Here is a 24,226-nt window from a genome sequence, read left to right on the forward strand (position 1 = left end):
ACAAAATGTTGACGGAGCATCAGCGTTCCCATCAACATTTGGCATCTTATCGCTGTCTGCCATCCCTTTAACAGAGATGAACAGCGCATCCTATTTCCATTGCACATTGATGTTATCTTTGTGCGCATGTATGTGAGCCTGATTCGCGGAAATGATGTTTATCCTGATGTTTATAATTCCATTGTACAAAATGTCCTTCTGTATATTCTAGTGCCGGATGAACAAAAAAGCCACATCGACGATTAATTCGATGTGGCTTCTGCCATTTCCTGCTTTATCTGCAACTACACAAAGGCAGCTCTTACAGATAAAGACAGTTTATAGGAACGATTCAAAAAGTAATGTATTATCAGATCGTATACGTAAGCTTTTTTGCTGGAGCATGCCCTACTTCGGTAAGGAATGAGGGCAACCGCTTGCTAGTAAATTGCTGACACGCTATGTCGTCCTTTTCCCTGTTATCTTCCATTTCGTATTGCTTATACGTACACGAGATGGTGTGATACGCTCTAGCAAGACATTCTATACGTTACTTGCGCAGCTCAGCGTCAAAAGTTAAAGTAAGCGAAATCAGAACTCTCTCATGTACTTCTGTAACTTCTTCATCTGTCAGTGTACGTTCTGAATGACGATAAACAAGTGCAATAGCTACACTCTTTTTGCCATTGCCAATACGTTCACCCTTAAATACATCAAATACTTGCACCGACTCCAACAGTTCCTGACCCGCAGCACGAATAACATTTGTCAGATCACCAGATGGAATCGCATCGTCAACGACGACAGCGATATCACGCTGAATCGAAGGATAACGTGGCAGCTCATGATACGTAATCTGTCCGTTCACCTGCTCATACAGCGGTGCCAGTTCGATCTCAGCTACATACGTATCCTCCAGATCAACTTCACGCTGAATGTCTGGATGAATCTGTCCGATTGTACCGATGCGCAGCTCCTGCATGCCTGTATTCAGATAGACCGAAGCCGAACGCCCTGGATGGTAGCCTTCTGGTTGATCGGCTTTGTAGGTTACCTGTGGTTGAATACCCAGATAGCTGAATACGCCTTCCAGTGCACCTTTAATATCAAAGAAATCGACACGCTCAGCGGAAGTGTTCCATTGTGCTGGCTGACGACGACCGGTAAGTAGCAAGCCCAGCAGTGGAATTTCATGCGGCTGACGAGTCAGCTTCTCTTCCTCACTGAAAAATGCCATACCGATCTCGAACAGGGCGAGATTTTCCTGCTTACGATTACGGTTGTACGAAGCGATCTCCAGCAGCTGCGATACAAGTCCGGTACGCAACACGCTACGCTCCTCACTCATCGGCATCGCCAGTGCTACATCATGATGTGTACCACGAAGCTGCGGGAAACGCTTGTTTTTATCAGGATGTGTGAACGAGTAGCTGATCACTTCCTGATAACCACCGTGTACAAGCAAATGACGAATCGTACGACGCAGACGCTGTGGTGCAGTGAGTGCGCCTGGCGTTGTTGCGCCTTCGATTGGTGTAGTTGGAATATTGTCATAGCCATACAGACGTGCTACTTCTTCGATCAGATCCACATCGCGTGTAATATCACCGCGGCGTGTTGGTACACGTACTTCAATCAGATCATGTGCCACATCACCACAAGGGAATTGCAGGCGAGCGAAGATCGTTTTCACTTCCAGCAGCGACAGCTCTGTACCGAGGTAGCTGTTCAGCTTGCTCAGCGACAGCTGTAATGTCTGCTCCTGTGGTTCAGTAACGACCTGCTCCACGACACCTTCATGGATCATACCATGCGCGTAACGCACGATCAGCTCAGCCGCACGATTCAGCGCAGGCACTACTGCCGCTGCATCCACTTCTTTTTCAAAACGAAGACTTGCTTCAGAACGCAGTCCCAGACGACGGGACGTTTTGCGTACAGTACCGCCATCAAAACGTGCCGATTCCAGCAAAATATTCACCGTGCCCTGCGACACCTCACTGTCTGCACCACCCATTACACCAGCCAGACCCACTGCTTTGCCACCACTAGCGATTACGAGCATACGCTCATCCAGCTTGCGCTCCTGATCATCCAGCGTCGTCAGTACTTCACCTTCACGACCCATGCGGACTTCGATAGCACCGTTGTTCAGCTTGTCTGCATCATAAGCGTGCAGCGGCTGGCCGTATTCCAGCATGACGAAGTTCGTAATATCGACCACATTGTTGATCGGACGCACACCTGCGGCGATCAGACGGTTTTGCAGCCAGAGCGGAGATGTGCCCACTTTGATCCCGCTAATGTAACGTGCGGAAAAGTGACTGCATGCTTCTGTCGCTTCAATCGTAACCGAGATGTGATTGCTTGCTGCATCGCCACCTTCAACCGGCTGCACTTCTGGCAGTTTCACATCACGACCGAGAATCGCGCCTACCTCGTAGGCTGCACCCAGCATGCTCAGGCAGTCTGAACGGTTTGGTGTCAGATCGAAATCGAGAATCTGATCGTTCAAGCCTAGCAGGTCAACGATCGGCATACCGATCTCGGTTTGCTCAGGCAATACGAGAATGCCTTCCTGCTGTTCCTTTGGCAGCAGCTTATCGTTGATGCCCAGCTCTTTGGCGGAGCAGATCATGCCTTGCGACAGCACACCGCGCAGCTTTGCTTTTTTGATATGCAGATCACCTGGTAGCTTCGCACCTACGAGTGCCACCGGTACTTTTTGTCCGGCATCCACGTTTTTCGCTCCACAAACGATTTGCAGGTCTTCTCCCTGCCCAGCGTCAATGATACATACATTCAGCTTGTCCGCATCTGGATGCTTTTCCTTGCTTTTTACATAACCTACTACAACCGTCGTAATGCCCGCATTACGGGACTCGACACTATCGATCTCAATCCCTGCGCGTGTAATACGCTCAGCCAGCTCTTCAGCCTGTACGCCTTCCAGAGACACATACTGAGACAGCCAATCCATTGATACTTTCACAGTCCGTCCACTCCTTTTACATCAATCATGTACTTAATCGTTATCGTTCTATGCCATAGCATCCACTACTTAGATGCGGGAAAATTGCTTCAAGAAACGCATATCATTGCTATAGAAATGACGGATATCATCGATACCGTATTTCAGGATTGCGATACGCTCTACACCCATACCGAACGCAAAGCCACTGTACACCTCAGGGTCAAAGCCGCCCATTTCCAGTACCTTTGGATGCACCATACCGCAGCCAAGGATCTCGATCCATACGCGCTCGCCATTTTTCTTCGTGAACGTTACGTCCACCTCAACACTTGGCTCAGTGAATGGGAAGAAGCTTGGACGCAGACGAATCTCCGTCTGCTCGCCGAACATCTCGCGTGCGAATTGCAGCAATGTGCCTTTCAGGTCACTCATTCGAATCCCTTTATCGATAACCAGTCCTTCGATCTGATGGAACTGGAAGGAGTGAGTCGCATCATCATCATCACGGCGATATACAGCGCCCGGGCAAATGACTTTCAGCGGCGCCTGACCTTTGGCCGCTTCCATCGCACGAATCTGAATCGGAGAAGTTTGCGTACGCATCAGTAGATCCTCTGTCAGATAAAATGAATCCTGCATATCACGCGCAGGATGGTTCTGTGGCAGATTCAATGCTTCAAAGTTATAATAGTCTGTCTCTACCTGAGGGCCTTCTGCTACACGGTAACCCATACCGAGGAAGATATCCTCTAGCTCTTCGATGACCTTGTTCAGCGGGTGAATACCACCCTGTGGCATTGGACGACCTGGAAGAGTTACATCGACCTTCTCTGCTTGCAGACGTGCATTCGTCTCTTCACGTACAAAATGCTCCTGCTTGCGATTGATCACTTCCTCGATCGCTTCGCGTACTTCGTTAGCGACCTGACCTACAACGGGACGCTCCTCAGCACTTAGCTTGCCCATTCCACGTAAAATCTCAGTCAACGCACTTTTTTTACCAGAGTATTTGACACGCAGCTCGTCAAGCTCCTTCGGAGTACTGACTTTTTCCAATACATCCAGTGCTTCTGCTTTTAGCGTCAGCAACTGCTCTTTCATTTGAACCGTTTCGCTCATTATAAAATCCCCTTTCATCGTGCTTGTACAATCCTGCCAGCTTTTTTTACTGTTCCAAATGTAAAGAAAACCAACAAAAAAAGGCCTTCTCTCCCGTAAGGGACGAAAAGACCGTGGTACCACCCTTGTTAGAAACAATGCTGCTCTGACTGTCTTCGTATCCGACTCCTCACTCTGTGATCCCATCCTAAAGGGGCACAAAGCTTATCGAATCATCGAAGCCGCGCTATCACCATACAGTGACAGGCAAGTCATAGACAACGCTTGTCTCTCGCTCAAAACGATAATAACGGATCGTTAACCGGCTTGACCTACTGAATTCTCTTCCTGTTCTATGAAGCAGTAGCTCTTCTACACAAAGCGACTGATCGACTGGAATCGAATCGTTCAACAAGCTGCTCCAGAGTGAATTTCAACAGCCTTTTCCTTGTAAAATGCTCTCAATCTACGGCATTTTCTCCCTGTAAGGCAGTGCTGTGTACTTATCTCCATCGTTGCAGATATCCATGTGCTTCACTGTGGTCTATTGCGCTCTGTACAAGGACATATAGCAACAGCAGTGAAGATTCAATGTAGCTCCATTACATTTTACACGAAATGAAATTCCGTATAAGGTACACCTTATTGTACAAACTTCCCTGCGTGCCGTCAACGATTGTTCCCGAATTTGTATGGCTCTAATTCGCGCCGTAGCTCCCGAATCTCTGCCTGCAATTGCCGTTCACTCTCGGAACGCTCACCCAAAGCTAGACCGGATCCTCCGGGCTGCTGCTCAGCTGCTGCCATCAACCTTGCGAGTTGTAGCTCCAACAGCATCCGTCGATCATCATCCTGCTTGCCACCAGACTGCTCCTGCCGCTGTCGACGTGCACGGAATTGCTCGTACTCATCCATATTGCCATCGAATAGCTCATAGCCACCCTGTCCGTCCAGCATCAGCAGTCGATTTGCCAATCGCCGTACCAGCATCCGATCATGAGACACCAGCACAATCGTACCGCCAAAATCCTGCAATACCGACTCGATCACCTCCTGAGCAGATATATCTAGATAGTTCGTCGGCTCATCAAGTACCAGTACATTCGCGCCGCCAAAATAAAGCCGAATCAGCGCCGCTCGACATTTCTCGCCCATACTCAGATGCGCGATCGTCTTGTGCACATCTTCGCGTCGGAACAGAAAGCAGCCTAGAATCGTCTGCGCCTCCGTTCGTGTCATACCCGGTAACAGTAGCAAGCTATCTAATAGCGTCTGCTCCTGTGGCAAGCCTTCCAGCTCCTGTGAGAAGTAGCCGACCTTGAGCGCTGGATGACGATAAATATGTCCTTCCACAGGCTCCAGCTTATCCAGCAGCAGACGAAGCAGCGTCGTCTTCCCACTACCATTCGGCCCTATAACTGCAAGACGCTCGGTACGATGAAGCTGCAAGCTTACATCGTTGAGCAGCCAGGAAGACTGGCCTTTAGGATGAGTAGGTTCGACTGCTCCTGTCTGGTCGTTATGACTGATAAGTTCCATCTCGTGAGTCTGGTCTGCCTGATCGTTCTGACTGGCAGATTCCATGGCATGGGTCTGGTGTTTCGGATCGGTAAGCTCTATTTTAGAAGTACACTCTTCCATAGGAATAACAGATACTGTGGCATCATAACCAAAAGATACATGCTCCAGCTCCAGCAATGTATTCCCTCGGAACTCACTCGCTTCTAGCTCAAAATGCAACTTATCCGCCTCACGTGGACGCTCCACACGCTCTGCTTCCAGACGCTCCAGTGCCTTCTGCTTCGCATGATAGCGCGATATATTTTTATTCGCCCTTGCCTTGTAAAAGCTAGCGGTGATCTTCACCTCATTTTGCTTGGAGGCACTCGCATGTGCTTGCTTGAACCATTCGCTATACCGACGAATCGATTCCTGTAATGCTTGCTTTTGCTGCTCCTGTTTTTTGTATAAGGCTTCCTGTGCACGCAGCTCTCGCTGCTTATGCTCGCGATACGCAAGGTATCCCCCCTTATACACCGTTATACCATCAGCAGATAATTCCGCTACCGCCGTTGCCAAGCGATCAACGAATTCACGATCATGCGATACGAAAAGTAAGGCTCCGGTATACTGCTTGAGCCGCTCTTCCAGCCACTCCATCGTCTCGACATCCAGATGGTTGGTCGGCTCATCCAAAATAAGCAGCTGTGTATCTCGCGTCAGTACAGCGGCAAGCCGCACTCGCGTCTTCTGCCCACCGCTCAGACTCCTATAGGGACGTGACCATAGCTGCGAATGAATACCTAACCGTGCCAGCTGCTTCTCTACCTCGGTTTCCCAGTGAAAACCGTCCTGCTGCTCATACTGTTCCAGCAGACGACCATATCGCTCCAGCAAGGCAGTCATCTCATCCTCCTGCATCATAGCAGCCTGCTCACTGTTCAATTGCCGCTCGATCCGATCAAGCTCCTGACGCAGCGACCACAGCTCTCTTTTACCTTGACGAGCCATTTCCAGCACGGTCACATCCGCAGCAACCTCGCCTTCCTCCTGACGCATCCAATCCCAGTATTCCAATGGCAAGAAGCGCTCTACCTCACCTATAGTCGGACGCTCTTCTCCCATCAGGATGCGAATTAACGTTGTCTTGCCACTACCGTTCGGTCCAAGCAGCGCCAATCGCTCACCACTCTCAATCTGTAAATGAACTCCTTCGAAAATAGACTTCCCTTTCCAATCCTTTGCCATGTTGCGTATACTCGCTAATGTTGTCATATCTATCGTCCTCCTTCCTGCTACCACAGGACATATCAAAAAACCGCGCGGCAGCAGCCACGCGGTCGATGAACAGATATTCAGATATGCTCTAGCTTTCAAGCGATCACAAAGGGAAAGGGAGATAGGGACGGTAGGTTATATTCCTAACGGTATCTCTATTGTCAAAGCATCAGGTGAGTCGATGGATATCGCTATTTCCTGCAACAATGCTACCCACGCATCTATTCCGTATGCGGCGTACACCTTTGTCGCTTTGGAAAAGCTACTCCATTACATGACAAACCTATGCTTGTTCAGAACGTGCCAGCTAATGTCCTCTACGGTAATTAGCATGAAAATTCTGCAAATCATTTAAAAAGCTCCCATTTGTTATATCGATGAAAATGCGCATACGAATCCCGTTGCATCGGCCACGAATGGCTGACTGCCTGTACAACATATTCTGTACATGGGGACGTTCGCATACTTACTTCATCAGACAAATGGTTACCTCTCTTTTCTACAGAATACGTCTATCTTGTCTCCGATAGACACCCTCATTGTAGCAGAAGCTACCATAAATGCCAACTGCAAATTAGCTAATACATACTATACGATCGGGCTCATCGGATCGGCTTGATTGGTCAACGCGAAAATAAGTGAATTGAGCAAATACATTCGGCGCATCGGCTTTACAACGACACCTGTCGACCAGACACGCGCGGAATCGTCGATCATCGTACCAAGCGATGCTAATAAAATAACGGCGATGCCTTTTGTTTCCTGTAGCTCGCGCAGTGCCGCCTGCAACGATTCCGGTTGAAGCTTCATCCACTCATAGTCGACCAGTACCGCATCGAGTGAGTGATCCTGCTGAAGCCAGTCCAGTGCTTCCTGCTGATCATTAGTAGCCAGTAATCGCATGCCCCAATCGTCTACTAACCGTCCAATCCAGCCCTGGATTTTCTCATTATCATCGATGAGCAGAATCTGCTTACCATGAAGAAGCGGTTGACGTAGCGATGGTGTGGTCAGTTCATGTCGTAGCACGGGCAATGTGAATGAAAATACGCTACCTTCACCTGGCACACTTTTCACTTCAATCTGCCCTTCCATTAGCTCGATTAATTGCTTACATACAACCAGACCTAATCCGGTTCCATTGTACGAGGATTCACGCAAGCCAGCACGGTAATAGCGTTCAAACAGACGCTCTAGTTGCTTCGGCTCCATTCCAATTCCCGTATCGGTAATACTGATCTGTAGCGATACACGAGGCTCGGCTACGATTCCCGGTACTTCCAGTTGCTCGTTGTTTTCCGAAATGATCGTTGCCTGAATCAGAATATCGCCTGCATGGGTGAATTTGACGGCATTACTGATCAAGTTGATCAGGATTTGCCTGATTTTGCGTGTATCACCATATAGTAAAGGTGTCTCTTCCTCAATATCCATAATCAGCTCGATATTGCGCTCCAGCGCCTTCGCGGCAAACACATAGGTCGCTTCCTCCACCAGTGTAGGCAGGTCGAATAGCTCGCTCTCTACCGTCATTTTGCCTGATTCCAGTCGACTTAGCTCAAGCACATTATTTAGCAAATCCATTAGCGTATGGCTACTTTTTTTGATGATCTGAATGTAGGCGTGCTGCTCCGCTGATAATCCCGTTGTTTCCAGCAATTCGATCACACTGGAAATCCCGTTAAGCGGATTACGAATCTCATGGCTGAGCACAGCGAGCGTATCCGACTTATGCTGAAGCTTCAAGTCCAGCTGATCCTTCACCTGCTGTAGCACATCAACCTGCTCCATAACCTGCTGCTTATCCCGGTTCAGCTCTTCGTTACGCTCCTGCTCATATTCGATAATTTCCGCTTGCTGATCGATGCGCTTCTCCAGCTCGACCACATAGCTCATAAAGATCGCCATCGAATGCAGCGCCTGAATCTCAGACTTGGAAAATACATAGCCCGGTGCATGTAGTGCACATACTGTACCGAATAATTGACCATTTTGCTTCACAATCGGAAATCCAATAAAAGAGTGATCACCCAACCCTTTCGTTACAGGCAGCTGGCATGTGGATGGATGCTCAATCGTATGCGGAATATAGACAGCTTTACCGGATACAAGACTACAATACGTATCCCGAAGCGGAAGAACTAGATCACTACTAACCAGTATTTCCTCACGATTAAATGCTTTCAAAATTCGGTTATTCGCTCCATCATTGCTAGCGACGAAGATCGTATTTACCTGCAACAGATTACTGAGCACATCGGTAATATGCCCTGCCGCTTCAATCGCATCATTAAAAAAGGAATATTTACTCATGGCTCACCTTTCCCCAAGCAATCTAAAAATCACATTCTATGCCACTTATACAGCCAACTATATAATGAATCGATGAAAAAGGACTATTCTCCTAGTTCCAATGGTATTATATATGATTTACCCAGCCATTAACCTTATAAATTATTAAATTTTTAATTATTCATCCATAACTCTCTTAATTCGGTCAACAGCCCTACTTTTGAAGCTATGCAAGCTAGCACCGTGATACATGAAGGCAGTGCCTACACTTTATACCATTTCAACACGGGATAGCGAGAATCTACTCTCACAGCAATAGAGCGAGCAATGATGCACCCCTGCTCCTTTGGCTACAGGTTGCTCTTTACACTGTCCGCTAACGAGTCTTTACCCAAAAACAAGAGCGCCGTAAACGTCTCTACGTTTACGGCGCTCTTGTTTTTATACATTTGTTTGGAAAGCGGGTGATGGGAATCGAACCCACGCTACCAGCTTGGAAGGCTGGAGTTCTACCATTGAACTACACCCGCCTATTAAGTATCGGGATGACACGATTTGAACATGCGACCCCCTGGTCCCAAACCAGGTGCTCTACCAAGCTGAGCTACATCCCGTTAATCAAGTTATCAATCTTAGCGACAAGAATTAATATATCACATCGAAGGGTAGTTTGCAAGCATTTTTTATCCAAACCATTCAGCCCTGAATGATAGTGATATATGAAGCTTCCTTCGTGATTGTCTCATTATGCAACATCAAAAAATAAAAACCGGTGCAGCTAACGCACACCGGTTCTACCTTTATTATGCGTTTTTACCCGATTTGTCAAAGCTTACTTCAGGTGTAGTCAGCTTGTCGTAGAAATCAACCGAGTTATCCTTATCTTCTGTTGCACGCAGTGCCATTGCGGAGCGTGGATGCTCATCCAATGTACCGGTGATCATGTAAGGAATGATGTAGCCCCACTCTTCTTTTTCACGCAGCTTGATCATGTGCTTGTCGATCATTTCCAATACAGGACGCAGCGTGTATTTGGTGTTTTTCAGATGCGTAACGAGCAATTCTGTCGGGCAGTTCCCTGCGGCGCGACCCATGCCGTATACAGAAGCATCGAGCAGCTCTACACCGTTATCAGCTGCAATCAATGTATTCGAGAAGGCAAGCTGCATATTGTTATGGGTATGTACACCCAGTCGTTTGTTTGGCAGATGCGTTTTGAACTTCTCTACCAGGTAGATAAAGTCTTTGTAATCGAGACTACCGTAGCTATCTACGATGTACACGACATCAACCTTGCTCTCCTTGATCAGTTCAAACGCTTCGATCAGCTCGTTTTCCATTACGTTGGACAATGCCATAATGTTGATCGTTGTCTCGTAACCACGATCATGGAAAGTTTCTACGAGTTGTAGCGCTTTGTCTACATCCTTGATATAACAAGCAACACGGATCAGATCCAGCATGCTCTCATTACGTGGCAAAATATCATTTTCGTCCACACGTCCGATGTCTACCAGTGCAGACAGCTTCGTATGACCCTTATGCGGGATGACTTCACGCAGGAACTCATCATCAAGGAAACGCCATGGGCCAGCGCTTTCCGCACCCTTGAGCAGCTTTGGAGAGTTTTTGTAACCGATCTCCATATAATCAACGCCCGCTTCGTTCAGTTTATTGTACAAATCCTGTACAAATTCGACGCTGAAATCCCAGTTATTCACCAGACCTCCGTCGCGAATTGTGCAGTCTACAATTTTGCAGTGATTGAGTTTCATTGTTGATCTCCTTTCGGGCTCTTCATTCTCTACATGATACTGTACGCCTAGTTTAATGTAAAGGAAAATCCTCACACGCTTTAACGCATCAATACATTACAGCCATTTACACTCTATGATAGACGTTACGAAGCCCGATGTCCAGCCCTAACACAAGGTTAGAGACAAATTTACCGTTTCCTGCCACTCTCATACTGCTGTTCCCAGCGAGCCAGCTCCTGCTCCTCTACAGGCGCTCCGTCGTAGCGCACCCGATTGTACAGTGCGATCAGCTCTTTGGTGCCTGCTCCGGGTATAGATTCATGCTCTTCTATAGCTGAAGCAGCCCTATTTATCCCTGTTGTTGTCGCTTGTCTATACTCTTCCGGTGCAAGCTGACGACCCACATGCTCCGGTGTCGCTGACACTGCAATCGGAATCCCTCGCTTATCCGCACGATTCAGAAGCTGACGATAGTAGTAGCGTACACGCTCATCCAGTTGTGCAGGCTTACGATTGCGCTGAAAGAGACGACGCGGTTGATCCGAACGCTCGGCAAGCTTCTGCACTTCATCGGTATACGTATCTACGTGTACCTCTTGCTCTTGCAGCTGCTGTGGCTCCCATAATGACAGTAGCCAGCGATAAAGCTTTGGTGCATAGCGGCGAATCAAACGGATCACGACATAGCCGATCCAACCGATAAATGCACATAACGCCAGCAAAACAATAAGCTGGGCAAGCTTTTCCACCCAGAAGGGGTCGCCGCCTGTATTGCTCGTTTCTGGAAGCTGAAGCGGCTCCATCGGTGGTGGTGTATAGGTCTCGGTTGACATCGACGGAGGTGGCGCTGTCTGATTATTTAACATGGACAGTAGAGCTTGCCACGCCCGTTCCAGCCAGATCGTAAGCTGATCACTCGCACCTAAAATAGCGATAAGTACGATCGCCAGCCATGTCCAGCGCCGTGTCCGCTGAATGACTGCACGCAGCGAAGCAAACGAAAAGCCTTCATCCAGCGATATGTAATCAATCTGCTGAGTCGTAAATCGAAATAGTAACGTGAACAGTGTAAATGCACCTGCCGCATATAAGCTACCACGCACATCATGAATCGATGAGCTACTTCCAGCGGCAATATAGATGATCCAGGTTAAGCCGAGTGCAATGAGCTGCGCGCGAATCGGAAATAATCGATCACGATCACTACGTGCAATCATCACGCCACGAAGTAATGCCACTACACCTAATATCACTGCTGCAATCCATGTTATAACCGCTGGCTGCGTAGCCGCTATGCGATAACAGCCTACAAGGATTAGCACAGCATAGACAATCAGCAAGATACTATTCGTCCATACATTCAAACGTACAGCAGGACGCAGCAATGTGCCGATTCCAGCGATGCCTAATAACAGAAGAATCCAATTCCACGGCAGCCCATTTTGCAGTAAATAGGCATCCAGTAGCACGATCAGTGGATAGATCGCTGCTAGCTCCATTGCGATATGAAGTATTCCAGCTACAACCCGATTACCTATATATCGTTGCTCGTTCATGGGGTCACTCTCCTTTCCTAACCCAATGCGATACAGTGAGCATCGCAGGGCACGGGATCTATTCTACGCGATACCGAAAGACCTGACGTATTAGAGAGGCTACTCGGCTCGCGTACATGGAATACGATGCTCTATTGTTGTTGATAGATTGATATATCGTTGTGATTGATTAAACTCAGTCAGCTTGTTTTCCCAATTGATGATGGTCGTGCGCCTTTTAGCCTGAATTGCTCCATAAGCATGCTGTAGTTCTGCTTCATCTGCTCAACGGATGGCAATAATAGCACTTCCACACGCATCCCTTCATTTCGCAATTCCTCGATGGACGCTTCGATAGCCTCTGATACATACGGCGTTACGAGCAATATATCGGTTGGCATACGTTGTTCATCCTCTGGAATCAGACCTTTAATCAGCTGGGAAAAAGGACGGCGGATTTTCAATTGCAGCTCTGCCATCATTTGCAAAATTGAATACAGCTGCTCGGTGCCGTATCCAGGCGCAATATAAGCACGCTCCTCATCCTCATAAGGAATAATCGCATTATGGGCAAAGCCTGCCTTCATTCCTCGTCCGAGCAAATCATCAACAATGGTTGCCGCGCAGCTAATCGCATATTCGGCTGCGGCTGGCTCGGTCACCGTGCTCCACATTTGCTCATTAAGCTCAATATTCAATACGACCAGTAGCTCGGGATCAGCGCTGTAGCCATGCTGATACACCTGCAATTCACCCGTACGAGCGGTTGCTGCCCAGTGTACCTGATTCATCGGGTCACCGGAACGATATTCACGCACACCTGTGATCAGAAACGGATCCTCGTTAATCCAGCGCCGCATCTCCATTTCCCCCTGCCAGCTGCTATACGCGTCAGGCATATGATACGAAGGCAAATAAGGAGGATAGATCGTCACATCCAGCTGAAGCGGCATCGGACGATTCACCCGCACCAGTCCGAACAAATCACCCACACCCATCGACACGCTGTCCAAGCGATACATGCCCCGCTGACGAGCCAGCATCGGATGACGTCGTACAATCCGAACCCGGCGCCCTAGACTGAATAGACTTTGATGATTCTGATACACGGTGCCTTCACTAATAACCAGATCAGCTGACCCGGCAAACTGAAATGCAACCGGCAGCATCGCTTCCAGACGCAACCACGGTAATGGTAATGAGCTGCGATTTTCCAGCTCCTCAATCATTTCCAGTGGTTCGCCTACATGACACTGACTGGCAGATAAACGCCGGGTATAAAATAGCTTGCCCAGCGACCGTTTACCAAATAATACAGCCTGTGCTGCAACGACCAGCAGAGCGACCACCATTAACCAGAATAACGCCATCTTAGCGTGCTCCGCTCACGATAGTTTGCTCTGCTGGTACAGGCTCAGCAGCAATGACCGCTTCCAGCAGCTCACGTCCTGCTTCACTACCGCCTCGCTGGCGACTGCGGAACACAATTCGGTGAGCGAGCACCGGTACAGCTAGCGCCTGCACATCGTCAGGCAGCACATAATCGCGTCCATGAATCGCTGCATACGCCTGAGCAGCTCGTAGCAGTGCCTGCGTAGCGCGGGGGCTGGCACCAAGTGCAGTATCATGATGCTGACGTGTCGCTTCGGCAATACGAACGACATAATCAAGCAAATCATCATGCACTCTTACCTCGCGACATATACGGCGTGCTTCCATAATTTCTTGACGCGTAACAGAAGCGCCGCTGACAGACGTAGAATGAGATATAGCACGATCAGTATTGGTAAAATGATCTGCTGTCCGCTCGCTTGAAGTAACCTTTTCTACCGTATTTGCCTGTACGGTATCATTACTCTTATCCACATCGGCATGGGTGTTTCGTTCAGATGAGTTATTGGTGCTATTAACTAGGCTGTCCGACTCTGAACGCTCCAGCCCTCCACCAAGCGTACGTCGCAGCACTTCCACCCCTTCATCGCGCGTCGGATAGCCCAGTGATAGCTTGAGCATGAATCGATCCATCTGCGCCTCCGGTAACGGGAACGTTCCCTGATTATCGACTGGATTTTGCGTAGCGATAACCATGAATGGGTCTTCTAAGCGATGACTTTCGCCATCAATACTAATTTGCCGTTCCTCCATACATTCCAGCAGGCTGGATTGGGTACGCGGCGTTGCCCGGTTGATCTCATCAGCCAATACAATATGGGCAAACAATGGCCCCGGACGGAAAATAAACTCCGATTCCTTTTGATTATAAAAATAGCCACCTGTCAGATCAGATGGTAGTAAATCAGGGGTAAATTGAATACGCTGAAATCGACATTGCACAGACTGCGCTAGTGTACGAGCTAGAAGCGTTTTACCTGTACCTGGTACGTCTTCCATCAGCACATGCCCGGAAGCCAGTAGCGCTGTCAGCAGCATGCGTACCTCTCGCGATTTGCCTACAATGCGTTGTCCAATCTCTTGCTCTAATCGTTCTACGACTTGCTGAACGTGATTGATATTCATGATGCTGTCATCCCCTTCGTCTTATGTATACGCTCTCTTCTATCATACAATGAATACCGGACAAAACAAAAAAGCACCCTTTATATGCAGCAAACGACAGGAGAATATATCTCCTGCCGCTCGGATTATGATCCGTATGGTGATGGATCGGTATTCTAATTATTTGTGCTGAAGACGGGCACGACGCAGACTCATGACAGCAAGACGCTTTTTCAGATCGCGCTCCCATTTCTCGTCACCAATCTCTTTGGCTACTGCGAGCAGATCCAGGCTCATATCGATCTGGCGCTGCACCATATCCATCGGGTCATCCTCTTCAACGTTTACACAATTCTCAAACATGGTATCCTCGTCTTCCATCACATAATCCTGAAAGTCGATTTCCGGTGTGCCATCATCATGCGCATACTCGGCCAGAATCTCATATTCGTTCTCAACCTTATAGTGCACTTCGATGCGTTCGCATACAGGACACACCAGAAGGGGAACATTGTGAACCTGGGTTCTAAAATGTTTGAGGGTCCCTTTCGTTCCAATCATACTGCCGCCACAGCAAAAGCTCATCGTGTTCTCCCTCCAGACATGATTCTATAATCGTCAAAGTGACTTCGCATCAACATTGTATACATGTTTGTGAAAGATTATTAACCAGCTTGTGTACATTCTACACCTTTTCGTGGCAAGACAAAACCCCTTTTCTTCGCCAATTTGGTAAAGAAAAGGGGTTGGAAATAAAGTTAGGCCTTTTGGATTGCTGCTACGATCAGATCGCCCATTTGGGAAGTGGACAGCGCCTTGCTCTTATCGACTGCGATATCCGCTGTACGATGTCCCTCATCCAGTACCTTCGCTACAGCTGCCTCAATCGCATCCGCTGCTTCACCATAGCCAAATGTCGTACGGAACATCAATGCAAGCGACAGAATCGTTGCGATTGGATTCGCCAGTCCCTGTCCAGCAATATCCGGCGCAGAGCCGTGTACAGGCTCGTACAGACCGAAGCTGCCTTCACCCAGCGAAGCGGAAGCCAGCATTCCGATCGATCCGGTCAGCATTGCTGCTTCATCACTCAAAATATCGCCGAACATATTCTCTGTTACGATTACGTCAAAGCTAGCAGGACGACGCAGCAATTGCATCGCACAGTTATCCACCAGCACATGCTCCAGCTCGACATCTGGATAATCTGGAGCGATGCGGTTTACTGTTTCACGCCACAGACGGGACGTTTCCAGCACGTTCGCTTTATCAACAGAAGCCAGCTTTTTGCGGCGACCTTGAGCGATCTCGAATGCCTGACGCACGATGCGCTCTACTTCTGCTACATTGTAAGCACAGGTATCCACCGCTTCTTCGCCATGCTCAGTTTCACGTCTGAACTTCTCACCGAAATAGATCCCGCCAGTCAGCTCACGCACGACCATTAGGTCTGTGCCTTCCAGCACTTCTGGTTTCAAGGTGGAGGCTTCTTTCAGACAATCGAACACAACGGCTGGACGCAGGTTAGAGAACAGGCCTAGCTCTTTACGAATACCGAGCAATCCTGTTTCTGGACGCAGCTCTTTGGAATTGTTATCCCATTTTGGTCCGCCTACTGCACCGAGTAATACGGCATCCGCGCTTTTACACACCTTCAGTGTTTCTTCTGGAAGTGGAGTGCCTTTTTCGTCAATAGCGATACCGCCGAACAGCGCATGCTCTGTTTCAAAGGAATACCCGTACAGCTCTTCGGCACGACGAAGTACCTTTTCTGCTTCGGCTACAACCTCAGGACCGATTCCATCACCAGGGATTACCGCAATCTTTTTCGTTTCGCTCATGTATAGCTCTCCTTTGGGCAGCCTTGCTTTATGCCAAGGTCTGCATAGTCAGTAGGTTTATGTACATCGCGCTACGTACCTATTCGGATGTGCATTCGCTCATTTACTCTATATTCAGTTTTAACACGTAATCAGATTCTTATCCAAGATATACAAACTATGATAGCTATAGGCAGAACCTATAAAGAGGAAGGAAACGATTCTTTATAGCGTACGAGAATTGAATGGCTTGTTCCGGGTGCATATAACTTTAGGTACTCATGTAGCTACTCTTAACTAGAATGAATGTTGGATTTTGTTTTATGGTGGGAAGTATTTGATGTATGCGCGTAGACCAGTTTGGAAAAGAAGTAAGAAAACAGACTCTAATATAATGGTTGGAATCGTTGGGATGAGGAGTTCAGGAGTACACATTCAGATAGCAATATATAGCAACCGTATTCATTACTAAACGTTTCTTTTCGTTATTGTTATATCTCATATCATCTTAGTCGGGATTACCATATACTGGGTGGTTGGATTTGAAGTGGGCGATGGCAAGGACTACAATAGTATGCAGGTGTACAATCGTAACTACTCTCTGTGCATCAGCAATGGCTTGGTGCGCCTGTGCGCTCATACATAGGGCTCGTGCAGACGTCTACTTTAACTTCGAAGGAGTGCGATGATGAATGGATTACACTTATTTGGGTAAGTCGGGCTTGAAGGTTAGTCGCATTTGCCTGGGTACGATGAATTTTGGACCCGTGACGGATGAGAAAGAATCGTTCCGCATTATGGATGCTGCACTCGATGCAGGGATTAACTTTTTTGATACTGCCAATGTGTATGGCGGATTTGGCGGCAAGGGTCAATCCGGTTCAACGGAAGAGATCATCGGACGCTGGTTCAAGCAGGGCGGCGGACGACGGGAGAAGACGATTCTTGCAACCAAGGTATATGGCAAAATGAATATCGAACCAGACGGCCCGAACAATGAAGGTGGACTGTCTGCGTATAAAATCCGTCGTCATCTGGAAGGCTCGCTACAGCGTCTTCAGACGGATCATATCGAATTGTATCAGATGCACCACGTTGATCCTGCCATTAGCTGGGATGAGCTATGGGGGGCTTTTGAGGTCGCTGTGAATCAAGGTAAAATTGGCTATGTCGGCTCCAGTAACTTTGCTGGATGGAATATTGCAGTTGCCCAGAAGGAAGCCGAGAAGCGTCATTTCCTCGGACTTGTATCCGAGCAGCATAAATATAGTCTACTCTGCCGTGAGCCCGAGTTGGAAGTGCTACCAGCCTCGAAGGAGCTTGGGCTGGGTGTTATTCCATGGAGTCCGCTCGATGGCGGTCTGCTCGGTCGCAATGCACTCAAACAAATCGAAGGCTCTCGCAGTGGCGGCAATGCCGAGCGTGTGGAGAAGCACCGTACACAGCTGGAGCAATTTGACGAGCTATGCAAGGAGCTAGGCGAACCACAGGATGTGGTTGCGCTGGCGTGGGTACTGGCGAATCCAGCGGTAACAGCACCGATTATCGGGCCACGTACATCCGAGCAATTTGAAGGCTCGCTGCGTATTCTGGATGTGAAGCTGAATGAAGAAACATTGAAACGTCTGGATGAAATTTTCCCAGGACCAGGTAAAGCGGCTCCAATGGCGTATGCGTGGTAATCCACTCGTAATTAATATTGCCTAGCTACACTGTCAGGCTGTTTGGACGTAGGTTGAGCTATCGTTCAAGCTGCTTATCTTGGAGTTCGATGTAACGAGGCAAACGTCAAGTAAAATAGAATGATGAAAAAGTCGCAGCGGACGTATGGAGCCGCTGCGACTTTTTTGGTTTGGTATAGCGTTCTTATATGCTTGTGATACTTTAGATGTGTAGGGTGAATGTTGGTAGTGTAACGTGGGGCTTTGAAGCTTTTTCTCGGAGTCGATGATGTCAAAAACAAAGAATTAATTAGCATACAACACGACTCATTCGATCGAGCTTCGTCTAGCTTCTCCTTGGCTTCTGTATTTCTACCAGGCAAATTCTTAGTTTATACCGACACATTCAACGCTAACTGCATCGAGCACGCGCATGCCATCAGTTAATCCAGCTCTGCACGGGAGAACAAATCTGCGATCACTTCTGGCTGCTCACACGCCTCGTGAAAACCGATAATGAATTTGCGCAGCGCTTCGGCATCATTCGAATACGCGCAGAACATATCCGCTTCGGGATCAAAGCGTACAATCGACTCCAGCTCTGGCATACGTTCAGCCAAATATACCGCTGCCAGCGATGCCCAGTCATACCCTCCACCTTCAAAGCCCTCGTCTGCACGTTGGTCAAATACGTCCTGCTTGTACATACCAGCGACCAGGATAACAGAGGCACCTGGATTCGATTCCGACGATACCCATTTAAAAGGGGCGATCTGTTCATTGATTTCCTGTTTACTCATCATCATGTCTCCTTCGTGTTATCGGATGTATGGGTGAATCTATAAACAAACGTATGTTCGCTTAAATTCTACCATACCCTTTCACACGGCTCCATGATCGGATCGAATCAAATATAGACTGCTGCTCTAGTGCTTACTAACTGGAAGCTAGCATATCAATGGGAGCGCATTTCATGATTATGCATTTCTTCCTGTTCACAATTCCGTACGACCTGTGTCAGCAGGAACAGCTCGCTAGCTGGGATACAGGTTTTACCAGCCCCTGTATGCACGTATGAACATGACCAACAATTCTTCCCATAGAGCAGTCATTTTTTTACTTCTTGAGCTATGCGGCGATCTGTACTACACAACGGGTACACAACTGGCAATCGATTACAGTGTCTCCACCAGCAAACCAAGCGGCGTAGACGAAGCGCCTGCAATCATCAGGCTAAAGCTATAATTGCTCGTACCTGGTGCCACGCTGGCTACATATACAGGTGCCTTTTGCTGATTCGTACGCAGCAGTGGTACACCGTATACATCCTCACCAATCTTGACTGCACCGCCATAGCTACCACCACGCGGATTGAGTGAAATTTGCACGGTACGATGTTGTGGACCCGGGTTGTATACAGGTACAGTCACATTATAAATTGCACCAAATTGCGCCCGGTTATCTAGCGAGCTTTGCGGCTGTTCGCTGGCAGCAGCGGTAAAGAGCTGATCCGCTGGAATCGAGCCGTCTTTTTTCAGCTTGGCAGCTGTCGGATAGATCACGCGAGCCGTACCTGCGGTATAGACTGGAGTCATCGCATTCGTTTCTGAAAAGGTCCAGTTCCCGCGCGGATGAGACTGTGCTGCCAGCGGCAATGGCTCCGACTTCAGCAATGTCAGATCATACGCGGTATCGCGCGATGCGACTGTACGCACGGTATATAGCATCTCGCCGCTATCTGTACTTTTCACTGTAAAATCATACACGAACCCGAACAGCTTACCCGATGGTACGATAAAAGCTTCGATCTGACCGGATTGCTGCTGCTTGATCAGTGGCTGATCCGCTGTACGCTGATCCATTGTACCTGCCAGTACCGCCTTAGAAATATTGCCGCCGATATCCGTAATCCAGTTCACCTCATCGCCGCCGATCCGGTATTCACGCTTCACATCCTCCAGACGCAATGCACCATGGTTCGCGCGATTTTCCAGCGTAATTCCGATCTTCACCGGATTCGGCAACACATTATAATGCCAGCCGAAAATGCGATGCTTCACCTGTCCATCGTTGCTACGTACAACATCATGCCACAACACACCGTGTGTCACTGGAAAATTCGTTTCGTTCAATGTCTCCGGGTTATCGCTAACCATCAATCGTCGTGTACCACCCCGCGTAGCTGAAGCGATATCGTACTGCACCACACCTGTTGTATTGACAGCTTCAATCGTCAAATCACGTCCACTGCTTGTCATTATAATTGCCTCCCTGATTGTTGGATTGACCTCGCTCTCCAGACTTTATACACTCTGATGCTGTTCATGCTGGCTTCGTCTGAAAGTTAAGACTGAGAAGTTGGGACTGAAAAGCGAGGTTCATCTATAAAGTAAAAATAAGACCGCTTTCTACAACCATAATTTTGAAAATAAATAAACTTCTAGTGATCGTTATAACTAGAGACTCCAAACAAACTGATGCAAAAATACTCCATTCGTTAGATTCGTTTCTGTAGCTTTTTAGCACGGACAACTTATTTTTGCATGAACGACCACAGTCCGTATAGCAATCCCACTATGATATTACACATCAGACAACTGCATAAGGTCAGATTACCATGCCAAAAAAGCCTCTGGCTTACAGCTTCGTATACACCTGGAAGTAAGTAAGAATGCTCCATGATCGGAACGATTCTATGTACTTCCAGGCGATACGGCTGCAAAGCCAGAGACTTTAGAGTTGATAGTTAATCGTACATCGATGATACGATCTGTTTCTTTAGTTAGATCATTGAAATATTATCACGACGTCCTGTTTTGCGTTTTTCTACCAGACGATTCAAGGAGTCTACATATGCACGTGCACTCGCTTCTAAAATATCCGTGCTGACGCCGCGACCTTGAGCCGTAATGCCCTCTTGCGTCAAGGCTACATGAACCTCGCCGAGTGCATCCTTACCCTGGGTAACCGCCTTGATCGAATAATCAGATAGCGTCACATCTTCTTGTGAAGCTTTATCGATCGCATTGTAGATCGAATCGACTGCCCCGTTACCGCTCGATTCCTCTTCACGCACACCGCCATCGATCGTGCTCAGACGTACGCGTGCAGTCGGCTCACTCTCGCTATCAAACGATACGAACAACGAATCCAGCTGGAAAAATTCCGGTGTATCGGCAAGACGCTCTTCCAGCAGCGCGAACAGATCATCATCAGTAACTTCCTTCTTCTTGTCTGCCAGCACTTTGAATTTAGCAAATGCGCGATTCACTGCTTCTTCGTCCAGCTCAAAGCCCAGCTCGATCAGATGCTCACGGAAGGCATGGCGACCGGAGTGCTTGCCCATCACCAGCTTACTTTCCTTGAGTCCAATCGTTTCCGGTGTCATAATCTCATACGTTGATTTCTCTTTCAGCATACCATCCTGGTGAATACCGGATTCATGGGCAAATGCATTTGCACCAACGATTGCCTTGTTACCCGGAACAACCATACCTGTCAGCTTGCTGACGAGACGGCTCGTACGTGCAATTTCAGACAACGTAAACGATGTCTTCGCACCGTAGAAGTCCTGACGCGTTTCCAGCGCCATCGCCACTTCTTCCAGCGCCGTGTTACCCGCGCGTTCCCCAATACCGTTAATCGTACCTTCAACCTGATCGGCACCATTCAAAATCGCTGCCAGAGCATTCGCTGTTGCCATGCCCAGATCATCATGACAATGCGCGCTCAATTGCACCTTTTCTACACCAGGTACATTTTCTTTGACATATTTGAAAATATTACCGTATTCATAAGGTGTCAAATAACCGACAGTATCCGGCAAGTTGACCACATACGCGCCTTCTTCAATCGCCATCTTCGTCATTTCTGCGATAAATTCCAGCTCCGTACGTCCTGCATCCTCCAGCGAGAATTCAACCTTATCAAAATATTTACGTGCATATCGAATCGCAGAGCGTGCCGTATCGCGTACCTGATCCTTGTCCATGCGCAGCTTATACTGGCGGTGAATCGGTGAAGTCGCCAGGAACAGATGCAGGCACGGATCTTGCGCCCCCTTCAGCGCCTCGCGTACCGCATCGATGTCCTGCTCACGCGAACGCGACAAACCAATCACACTGGCATTTTTCACAGCGTTCGCCACAGCATTAACCGCTGCCAGATCACCAGGCGATGCCGCCGGAAATCCAGCTTCAATACGATCGACCCCCAGGCGCTCAAGCTGATGAGCAATCTCAACTTTCTCCGGCGTATTCAAGTTAACCCCAGGCGATTGCTCTCCATCTCTCAGCGTCGTATCGAAAATATAAATTTTACGCATAATCGCACCTCCTTATAGTTTAGGTAAAGCCATAACTAACTTTATAAAAAGTTCCATTTAAAAGAGTAAAAGTCATGCCAAGCACAACTCACTTCCCCCACTACTTCCCTAACATTTAAAAAAACAATGTTTAGAAGTTAATTTGCAGCAGGCAGATTGAACACGCACCAGCGAAGGGGAAAGAATTGTTCTAAAGAAGCGAAGCGTTCGCCTTTAAAGGTTGATTTTGACTGCTACAAGCAGTCGTTCAAAAAATCAACCTTTAACAGCGATCAAAAGAACAATCTTCCCCCGAAGCGCCAGTAGCTTCAACCCGCCCACCGCAATTTAAATCTTCAAATCATTATTTTTTAATCCAATGCATCATTTCACGCAATTGACCACCAACAACTTCAAGCTGATGCTCGGACTCGTTGCGGCGCGTTGCTGTCAGGAAGGCACGACCGGATTGGTTTTCCAGAATGAAGTCGCGTGCGAATTTACCCTGTTGGATATCGGACAGTACTTCTTTCATCGCTTTTTTCGTTTCTTCAGTTACGATACGAGGACCAGTTACATAGTCACCATACTCCGCAGTGTTACTGATGGAATCGCGCATCGTTGCCAGACCACCTTCGTACATCAGGTCAACGATCAGCTTCAGCTCATGCAGACACTCGAAGTAAGCCATTTCAGGAGCGTAGCCAGCTTCAGTCAGTGTTTCAAAGCCTGCTTTAACCAGGGCGCTTACGCCACCGCACAGTACAGCTTGCTCACCGAACAGATCCGTTTCCGTTTCTTCGCGGAAGGAAGTTTCGATAACGCCTGCACGTGTACAGCCGATACCTTTTGCATACGCCAGACCGATTTCTTTGGCATTGCCAGTAGCATCTTGATGAATCGCGATCAGGCCAGGTACGCCGAATCCCTCTTCATATGTACGACGTACCATATGACCAGGAGATTTAGGAGCAACAAGCAGTACGTCATTGCTTTTCGGAGCAACGATTTGACCAAAATGAACGTTAAAGCCGTGTGCGAACAGCAGAGCAGCCGTATCTTTCAGGTTTGGCGCGATTTCGCTGTTGTAGACGCTAGCTTGTGTTTCATCTGGCATCAGAATTTGAACGATATCTGCTTTTTTGGTAGCTTCTGCTACGGACAGTACTTCAAAGCCATCGTTTTTCGCTTTATCAAACGATTTACCTTCACGCAGACCGATGACAACCGACAGACCGCTATCACGCAGGTTTTGCGCGTGAGCATGACCCTGGCTACCATAACCGATAATTGCGATTGTTTTACCTTTCAATACGTTCAATTCTGCATCGTTTTCGTAGTAAGTTGTTACTGCCATTTTTTCTTCCTCCTTTAATATATGAAACGTTGTACCGGCACTGCCGATGGTTGTTTTAACCCTCCTGAAAAGAGCGGGTATTTCAAAGGAAGTCAGACTGCTCGTAATCGCCATACCGGCCTATTGTCATTATAAGCATGCAGCTCGATCCCGTACAAATCAGAACAAATATATAC

General features: G+C 48.0%; 15 protein-coding genes and 2 tRNA genes. 1 reads left to right on the plus strand and 16 read right to left on the minus strand.

All coding sequences use genetic code 11. The features are described 5' to 3' along the window. Positions 1 to 529: 529 nt before the first annotated feature. From pheT to leuB, 12 genes are all read right to left on the minus strand, one after another. Positions 530 to 2,971, minus strand: coding sequence for a phenylalanine--tRNA ligase subunit beta (gene pheT, locus SK066_RS16695; protein WP_320542318.1), 2,442 nt, complete (start codon positions 2,969 to 2,971; stop codon positions 530 to 532). 69 nt (positions 2,972 to 3,040) lie between these two features. Beyond that, positions 3,041 to 4,072 carry a phenylalanine--tRNA ligase subunit alpha gene (pheS, locus tag SK066_RS16700; RefSeq protein WP_284446168.1) on the minus strand — a complete coding sequence of 344 codons (1,032 nt, stop codon included), beginning with the start codon at positions 4,070 to 4,072 and terminating at the stop codon, positions 3,041 to 3,043. Between the two features lie 648 nt (positions 4,073 to 4,720). Next, on the minus strand, positions 4,721 to 6,826 hold the full coding sequence (locus tag SK066_RS16705; RefSeq protein WP_320542319.1) for an ABC-F family ATP-binding cassette domain-containing protein: 2,106 nt from the start codon (positions 6,824 to 6,826) through the stop codon (positions 4,721 to 4,723). Positions 6,827 to 7,417: 591 nt separating this feature from the next. Next, on the minus strand, positions 7,418 to 9,142 hold the full coding sequence (locus tag SK066_RS16710; protein WP_320542320.1) for a hybrid sensor histidine kinase/response regulator: 1,725 nt from the start codon (positions 9,140 to 9,142) through the stop codon (positions 7,418 to 7,420). 438 nt (positions 9,143 to 9,580) lie between these two features. Further along, positions 9,581 to 9,651, minus strand: a tRNA-Gly gene (locus tag SK066_RS16715). 10 nt (positions 9,652 to 9,661) lie between these two features. Continuing rightward, positions 9,662 to 9,735 (minus strand) — tRNA-Pro (locus SK066_RS16720). A 189-nt stretch (positions 9,736 to 9,924) separates the two neighbouring features. After that, positions 9,925 to 10,896: an aldolase catalytic domain-containing protein gene (locus tag SK066_RS16725; RefSeq protein ID WP_188773834.1), complete on the minus strand. Its 972-nt coding sequence runs from the start codon at positions 10,894 to 10,896 to the stop codon at positions 9,925 to 9,927. A 170-nt stretch (positions 10,897 to 11,066) separates the two neighbouring features. Beyond that, entirely contained in the window at positions 11,067 to 12,434 is a 1,368-nt protein-coding gene (locus tag SK066_RS16730) for a DUF4129 domain-containing protein (RefSeq protein ID WP_320542321.1), read from the minus strand. Between the two features lie 179 nt (positions 12,435 to 12,613). Beyond that, positions 12,614 to 13,783 carry a DUF58 domain-containing protein gene (locus SK066_RS16735; RefSeq protein ID WP_320542322.1) on the minus strand — a complete coding sequence of 390 codons (1,170 nt, stop codon included), beginning with the start codon at positions 13,781 to 13,783 and terminating at the stop codon, positions 12,614 to 12,616. A 1-nt stretch (position 13,784) separates the two neighbouring features. Next, entirely contained in the window at positions 13,785 to 14,930 is a 1,146-nt protein-coding gene (locus SK066_RS16740; RefSeq protein ID WP_320542323.1) for an AAA family ATPase, read from the minus strand. A 159-nt stretch (positions 14,931 to 15,089) separates the two neighbouring features. Continuing rightward, a complete protein-coding gene (locus SK066_RS16745; RefSeq protein ID WP_188773830.1) occupies positions 15,090 to 15,494 on the minus strand; it encodes a hypothetical protein in 405 nt (134 codons plus the stop codon). 173 nt (positions 15,495 to 15,667) lie between these two features. Next, positions 15,668 to 16,750, minus strand: a complete 1,083-nt coding sequence (leuB, locus tag SK066_RS16750; RefSeq protein WP_250342753.1) for a 3-isopropylmalate dehydrogenase — start codon at positions 16,748 to 16,750, stop codon at positions 15,668 to 15,670. A gap of 671 nt (positions 16,751 to 17,421) precedes the next feature. Between leuB and SK066_RS16755 the strand changes: the two genes are divergently transcribed. Beyond that, positions 17,422 to 18,411 carry an aldo/keto reductase gene (locus SK066_RS16755; protein ID WP_188773828.1) on the plus strand — a complete coding sequence of 330 codons (990 nt, stop codon included), beginning with the start codon at positions 17,422 to 17,424 and terminating at the stop codon, positions 18,409 to 18,411. A 422-nt stretch (positions 18,412 to 18,833) separates the two neighbouring features. On the opposite strand, the gene SK066_RS16760 is transcribed toward SK066_RS16755, so the two are convergent. The 4 genes from SK066_RS16760 to ilvC form a co-directional block, all read right to left on the minus strand. After that, entirely contained in the window at positions 18,834 to 19,190 is a 357-nt protein-coding gene (locus tag SK066_RS16760) for an Imm51 family immunity protein (RefSeq protein WP_320542324.1), read from the minus strand. A 375-nt stretch (positions 19,191 to 19,565) separates the two neighbouring features. Beyond that, positions 19,566 to 20,648 (minus strand): hypothetical protein, encoded by a 1,083-nt coding sequence (locus SK066_RS16765; RefSeq protein ID WP_320542325.1) that lies wholly within the window; start codon positions 20,646 to 20,648, stop codon positions 19,566 to 19,568. A 524-nt stretch (positions 20,649 to 21,172) separates the two neighbouring features. Next, entirely contained in the window at positions 21,173 to 22,714 is a 1,542-nt protein-coding gene (locus SK066_RS16770; protein WP_188773826.1) for a 2-isopropylmalate synthase, read from the minus strand. Positions 22,715 to 23,057: 343 nt separating this feature from the next. After that, the gene (gene ilvC / locus SK066_RS16775) at positions 23,058 to 24,050 is read right to left on the minus strand and encodes a ketol-acid reductoisomerase (RefSeq protein ID WP_188773825.1); all 993 of its coding nucleotides are present in this window, start codon (positions 24,048 to 24,050) and stop codon (positions 23,058 to 23,060) included. Between the last annotated feature and the right edge of the window lie 176 nt (positions 24,051 to 24,226).

Source organism: Paenibacillus hunanensis, from assembly GCF_034055775.1.
GTDB classification, from domain to species: domain Bacteria; phylum Bacillota; class Bacilli; order Paenibacillales; family Paenibacillaceae; genus Saccharibacillus; species Saccharibacillus hunanensis.